Source organism: Pseudogemmobacter faecipullorum, assembly GCF_020539525.1.
GTDB classification, from domain to species: domain Bacteria; phylum Pseudomonadota; class Alphaproteobacteria; order Rhodobacterales; family Rhodobacteraceae; genus Pseudogemmobacter; species Pseudogemmobacter faecipullorum.
On sequence record NZ_JACDXX010000087.1, the window covers coordinates 1 to 633 of the forward strand.

Sequence of the window (633 nt, forward strand, 5' to 3'; positions counted from 1 at the left end):
TGTGTTACGAGTGTTTCCTCTGCGCATGGCTTCTAACGTGGCCCGGCCATCATAAGAATTATGAACTCACATCAGAGAGTGCCAGATCCATTCATCGGATCTTGGCGGCCCGATGTGTAGCGGAATTTTCGCTGAGCTATGGTCGAAAGTTGGTGACGCTTGATCAGGCGGCGGTTTGAAGTTGACGGAGGCCGTCGCGGAACTCAACCCCCTGTATGATTTCTGGGAGGCGGTGGTGGCCGTCGAGTTTTCGCCATTTCTTCTGGGCCGACATCATCAGCTTGAAGGCCATGGCCGTTTGATCTGGTTCAGGTGAACGTCGAACTCCTGCGCCAGCTCGATCATGGTCTTCTCGCCCTTGATCGCGGCTACCGCCACTTTCGCCTTGAAAGCCGGGCTGTGGTTCCGGCGCGGTCGTCTTGCCATGGTCTTCTCCTCGCTCGCAGCATCATGCTGCCGTTACGCGGAAAATCCACTTATCCCGGCTGTTCAGATTCCCGCAGCCGCCTCTTCCATGACCAGACCAGACGAAACAGACCGACGTATTCTGCGCGCATTGCAGAAAGATGGTCGGATGCAGAAGGTCGAACTGGCAGTCCAGGTCGGGCTTTCGCCCTCGCCCTGTCTGCGGCG

Annotated in this window: 1 protein-coding gene and 2 pseudogenes; 1 reads left to right on the top strand and 2 read right to left on the bottom strand. The window is 57.2% G+C overall.

What is annotated here, in order from left to right:
• Positions 1-163 precede the first annotated feature (163 nt).
• Both H0485_RS21310 and H0485_RS21315 read right to left on the bottom strand, forming a co-directional pair.
• Positions 164-295: pseudogene (locus tag H0485_RS21310) on the bottom strand (IS256 family transposase); the annotation flags it as partial.
• A 5-nt stretch (positions 296-300) separates the two neighbouring features.
• Positions 301-426, bottom strand: a pseudogene (locus H0485_RS21315) (IS3 family transposase); the annotation flags it as partial.
• An 88-nt stretch (positions 427-514) separates the two neighbouring features.
• Between H0485_RS21315 and H0485_RS21320 the strand changes: the two are divergent.
• Positions 515-633: AsnC family transcriptional regulator (locus H0485_RS21320; protein ID WP_226937875.1), on the top strand; the 119-nt coding region annotated here is incomplete at its 3' end.